Here is a 5,180-nt window from a genome sequence, read left to right as displayed (position 1 = left end):
CTAAACTGGATGTCCTGCTCAGCCGCGCGGCGACGGAGTTATCGGACGCTTTCGCCGACGTGGAACGCGACGCAGCCTTCGTCACCATAATGCTTTTCGGCCGGACGAGGGCAGGTAAAAGCACAACCATGGAGGCCCTCACCGCCGGCGATGGCGCTTCCATTGGCGTCGGCAGACAGCATACCACAACCGAGATCCGCACCTATTATTATCCCCGTCAGCCTGACGGTGGCAAACCTAATACGCCCGCCCTCCGCATCGTGGACACCCCCGGCATCGACGGCTTCGAGGGAGACGCCCTCGCCGAGATGGCTGAGCGGTTCATAGAGAGGAGCGACCACATTCTCTTCCTGCTCACCGACGACAAGGCGACTGCGGACGAGCTTGAACGATTCGGGGCCATCAGGACGCAGAGCAAGGGGGTGACCGTTCTGCTCAACGTCAAAGCCAGCGATGAAGACCTGGACCTCCTGGTGGACAACCCGGTGCTCGTTTTCAAGCAAGATGAGATCGATGGGCACACACGCCGGATTTGTGGCTATCTGGAGAAACGGTTTGGGATGCTCCCGCCGCGCGTCATTCCCATACACGCCAGGGCTGCGTGGCTTGCCAAGAGCCAAATGGAACTCCCTGAAGGCGTCGGCGACCGTTCCCTCCTCAGAAAGCATAGTCGCCTCTCCGACCTTGAAGGAAGGATTGAAGACTTCGTCAGACAGGATGCGCGGCTGGCGCGGCTGCGGACACCCAGGGACTTGCTGCTGAGCTATCTCATCTCGCTGAAGGACGAGTTGCGGCCTTTGGCCGGGGAGTTCCGCCAAGTGATGGGGAACATGGACCAGATATCTCGGCGGCTCCGAGACGGCACTGAGCGTGCCAGGGGGCGCGTCGCCAGACGCTTCCCTCTGCTACGGGCGCGCTTTCAGACTGCCAGCGATGCGATCCCAGGAATGATCGACGAGGTGATTGCGGCTGGAGGGCGTGGTGCCGAGCTGGACGCGGAGTGGAAGGATCTGTTGAGGAGGAACGGGGTTACCGAGGCACCCCAGTGGTTTGTCGCGGCCGCCCAACAGGATTTTAAGGAAGAGGTCGAAGCCGAAGTGCAGGCCGCCAATTTCGACTTTCAGTTCTCGAAGGCCGACGGCATGGACGAGCGGCTGGGGCGGTACTATGAGTCCCAGGACGGAGAGAAAAAGAACAAGTATGCGCGGGCAGGGATAAGGGTGGTAGGCGGAACTGGGGCCTCCCTCCTCGCCGGGTGGGCAGTCACCAATTTCTGGAACCCGACAGGATGGGCGGCGTTGGCGGCGGTGGTGGTGGTCGGCGTCGTCGGATTCGCCGGGGAGGAACTGGCCCGCAAGGCAACGGAGGAATGGGAGCGCTCCTCCAAGAGGGACATGTATGAGAAGCGTGAAGAGATAGCCTTAAAGCTCCGCGAGCGTCTCTGGGCAGATTACCGCGCCGTCCGCACACGATGCGACGAATGGCTCGACAAGGCGAAGGACATGCAGACGCAGATGGTCGAGGAAATTGCGCGTCCGGTCAGCGACTCGTCGCGCCAGTTGTGGCAAGCGACCGTGCATACCCTAGACGGGTTGGACGAAATTGCGGATCGGGTGAACGAAGGTCTGGTTCGAGACCTGTTCGCGGCTGTGGTGCATGAATGCGAAAGCGGGGCCGTAAGCGTCACGGCTGTGACCCGCGAGATCGGGCACCGGACCAAGGTAGCCGTTTCGTCTGCGATCAACAGCGTGAATGCAGTGGCCGCTTGCGTAGGCAGCCAAGGATCGCGCATTCGCCGGATAGCGGAAGCCCTCGGCAACGGCAAACTCGACTTGGTCGACGCCGGGGAGGATTTGGAAACCCAAGTAATCCAGGCCCTGGGCCTACGTGCGAGAGAGCCTGCCACCGTCTCGATTTCCATCCGAGAGGGGCAGACAACTGCGCGCGTACGCGTCGCCTCGCCCACCGTTTTACGGGCTGCGGTCGGGCCTCGCGGCGTTAACGTGCGGCTCGCAAGCAAACTGATCGGCGTTAACATTGTTGTTGTGGAGAAGTAAATGACGATAGCCTTCTCGCGGTACTTCGAGGAATTGGTTGCGGTGATGGGCGAAGCAGAAAAACTCGTCACGCAGGCCGACACCCCCGATTCAGCGCTTCTCCGCAGCCTTATGTCAGACGCCCGAGAACGCGTGGCCACCAACGCGCCACTTCGGATCGCTGTCATCGGCGAGTTCAGCGCCGGAAAGTCGTCTCTGATTCGCGCCCTAACGGGGACCGAAATCAAGATTGACGCTGATGTCTGCACCGCTGAAACGTGCGAGTATCCATGGCAAGGCATCATGCTCGTGGACACACCCGGCATCCAGGCGCATGAAGACGATACCGACCACGATAGGATCGCTCGGGAAGCAACTGTCGGGGCGGACCTTGTGCTGTTCGTTATCACGAACGAGCTATTCAACCCACGCCTTGCTAGGCATCTGAGGTTCATTCTGGACAAAGGGGGGCTTGATCTGGCGAAAAAGACCGCTCTAATTCTGAATAAGGTCGACCGCGAGTCCAACCCCGAGGAAACTCTCCGCAGCGAAATTCAAAAGGTACTCGGCCCCCATCAGGACGTCCCCATCTATTTCTGCTCGGCGTCGAAATACCTCCAGACAGGCATGACCTCAGCCGAAATTAAAGAGCGTTTCGTCAGGCAGAGCCGCATCCCGGAGCTTACCGAGGGCATCAACCGTTTCGTAGACGACGCGGGAACTCTCGGTCGGCTGACGGCGCCGCTACAAATCGTCGTCAGCGTTCTGGATTCATTGCAGGCATCTCTCGCGCCGTCAGATATGGACAGGAAGCGGCTGGAGATCGTCCGGCGTCAACGAGCAGTGCTCCAGCGGTTACAAAGCCGACTTCTCGATGTCCGGAAAACATGGAAACAACACGCATACTCGAAGGTCCTCAACTTGGCTGATGCTGCCGTGAAGCAGATCGACGAACTCACCACGGGTGAGAACCTGGAGGAGTTGTTCCAGCTTGGAATGAAAGCTGCGACCGGAGAGTTGGACAGCCTGCACGACACTGTGGCCGCCGACGTTTCGGCTGCTCTGAACGATGCCCGAGCCAAACTTGACGAGATCGGTGACAGTCCGCTGGCCAAGGAGGTAGGCGCGTCGGGCGAACGAGGTGCCACGGTCGGCGTGAAATTTGATGGGGAAAGGCCGGGTGGGAACGAACTCGCTGCGAAACTAGGCAAGACCGCAGCCAAGCCGCTTCAGGAAGGGTTGGAATTGGCCGCCAAGAACGCGAAGGGGATTAGGGACGTCGTCTATAAAATTGGCAAGGCCATGGGAAAGAAGTTCCGTCCCCATGAAGCGGTCAAGGCAGGTGAAAAGCTGGCGAAGATTGCCGGTAAAGTTGGAAAAACTATTCCCTACCTAATAGTCGCGCTGGACTTCTACCTAGAGTATAGGGAGGAGAAGGAAAAAGACGAAAAGGCGAAGTATCTCGCAGAAATGAGAATCTCTCTGCGCAACACGTTCGCGGACCAAGCCAAACTGGAAGCCGACACCCTGGAGGCTGGCATAATTGCCATTTCGCAAGGCCCCGTCGCTGAAGCGTTGGCGACGTTAGACGCAGAGCAGGCCGCAGTCGCGGTGAAGGGGTCGCAGATGGAAGAGACCGCCAGGAAGATCGCCCGCGTCATGGAGCGATGCACGCATCTTCGCAACACCATAATGCGAGGCATATATGTGGAGCCTCCTGAAGGTGAACCAAGCCAGTTATGATCGCCGGTCCGATTGCATCGCGAAGGTAGGCGTGATACAAATGCTCGGCATTTTTCAGTTATTGCCGAGTATACGGAACATGCCAGTCGCTGCCAACGAAACGCGGCCAAGGGAACCCCTGAAGGACCGCGCGCTCACCATCGCGAAGGAGCGTGGCATTGCGCGTGCGCGTGATTTCGATGCGGCGGGCGTTCCGCGCGCCACGCTGCGGCGGCTACAAGACCAGGGCCTTCTCGTGCGCATGGGCCGTGGCCTCTACCAGCTTGCCAACGTGGAAAGCTCCGCATCCCATAGCCTCGCCGAGGCGGCCCGGGCCGTGCCCCATGGCGCTATCTGCCTGCTGTCCGCGCTCAAGTTTCACAGCCTCACCACGCAACTGCCCCATCAGATTTGGCTGCTGATCGGCCACAAGAAATGGGCGCCCAAGAATCCTCCGGTGTCGCTGCGCATCATACGCGCCACCGGCGAGGCCCTGACGGAGGGCGTCGAAATTCACGTCATCGAGCAGGTGGAGGTGCCCATCACCAACCCGGCCAAGACCGTCGCCGACTGTTTCAAATATCGCAGCCAGATCGGCCTCGATGTTGCCATCGAAGCGCTAAAGGACTGTATCCGCACCCGCCGCGCCACCGCCGATGACCTCTGGCGGTTCGCCGCCATCGACCGCGTGCAGAACGTCATGCGCCCTTATATGGAGGCGATCCTGTGACCGCCAAACCGCCGCTCAAAAACATCGGCGCTTCCGTCCGGGCGCGTCTCACCCGCATCGCCCAGGAGCGCAAGGAAGACGTCCAGCTCGCGCTTACCCGCTACGCTATCGAGCGGTTTCTCTACCGGCTCGGCGTGTCCGCCTATCGGGATCGGTTTGTGCTCAAGGGCGCCATGCTGTTCAACGTGCTGCGCAACGCGGCGCGGCGCGGCCGGTGCGATGAGGCGCACGTCGACCGTTCACTGGCGCGGCTGGAACGCCTGGCGATTCTTGGCGATGAGGACACCGAGCGCCACGCCTGGTCCACGGCCCGGCAGATCGCGCGCGAGGAAAATCTGACCCTCTATGACGCGGCGTATCTTGAGCTGGCGCTGCGCAAACGGATCCCGCTCGCGTCCTGTGACGCGGCCCTTATCGCCGCCGCGAAACGTCGCGCGGTGGAGGTCCTGTCCGCCTGAGGCCTTTTGGCTCAAGCGCCGCCCATTGACATCCGCCGGCACGGGCCAGGCGGAGGGCGTGCAGATCTTCATCGGGGCGGAGAACAATCTGTTCAGCCACGCCGGCTGTTCCCTGATCGTCTCGCCCTACACCAACGGCAAGGACCAGATCGTGGGCGCCATCGGCGTCATCGGCCCCACCCGCATCAACTACGCCCGCATCATGACTCTAGAGGTCCCCGGGACCGGCTGAAT

General features: G+C 60.8%; 4 protein-coding genes and 1 pseudogene. All 5 read left to right on the top strand.

From position 1 onward, the window contains the following. Positions 1-2,057, top strand: a 2,057-nt coding sequence (locus I55_RS33185; RefSeq protein ID WP_199902619.1) for a GTPase, incomplete at its 5' end; no start/stop codon positions are given. Continuing rightward, positions 2,058-3,779: a GTPase gene (locus I55_RS17025; protein WP_044561776.1), complete on the top strand. Its 1,722-nt coding sequence runs from the start codon at positions 2,058-2,060 to the stop codon at positions 3,777-3,779. It abuts the gene before it with no gap. Then, the gene (locus I55_RS17020; RefSeq protein WP_199902618.1) at positions 3,760-4,488 is read left to right on the top strand and encodes a type IV toxin-antitoxin system AbiEi family antitoxin domain-containing protein; all 729 of its coding nucleotides are present in this window, start codon (positions 3,760-3,762) and stop codon (positions 4,486-4,488) included. The genes I55_RS17025 and I55_RS17020 overlap by 20 nt, the downstream gene beginning before the upstream one ends. Further along, complete coding sequence (locus tag I55_RS38530) at positions 4,485-4,946, top strand: type II toxin-antitoxin system VapC family toxin (RefSeq protein WP_252181187.1); 462 nt, start codon at positions 4,485-4,487, stop codon at positions 4,944-4,946. The genes I55_RS17020 and I55_RS38530 overlap by 4 nt, the downstream gene beginning before the upstream one ends. Before the next feature lie 40 nt (positions 4,947-4,986). Next, positions 4,987-5,178 (top strand): annotated as a pseudogene (gene hrcA, locus I55_RS17010) (heat-inducible transcriptional repressor HrcA); the annotation flags it as partial. Between the last annotated feature and the right edge of the window lie 2 nt (positions 5,179-5,180).

Source organism: Azospirillum sp. B4, assembly GCF_000333275.1.
In the GTDB taxonomy this organism is placed as follows: domain Bacteria; phylum Pseudomonadota; class Alphaproteobacteria; order Azospirillales; family Azospirillaceae; genus Nitrospirillum.
The sequence above is the reverse complement of the archived record's forward strand: the minus strand, read 5'-3'. Positions and strand labels throughout refer to the sequence as shown.

Bases quoted from the DNA above. Each gene is read 5' to 3' on its own strand.
- I55_RS17025 (WP_044561776.1), top strand. From the start codon at position 2,058: ATGACGATAGCCTTCTCGCGGTACTTCGAGGAATTGGTTGCGGTGATG.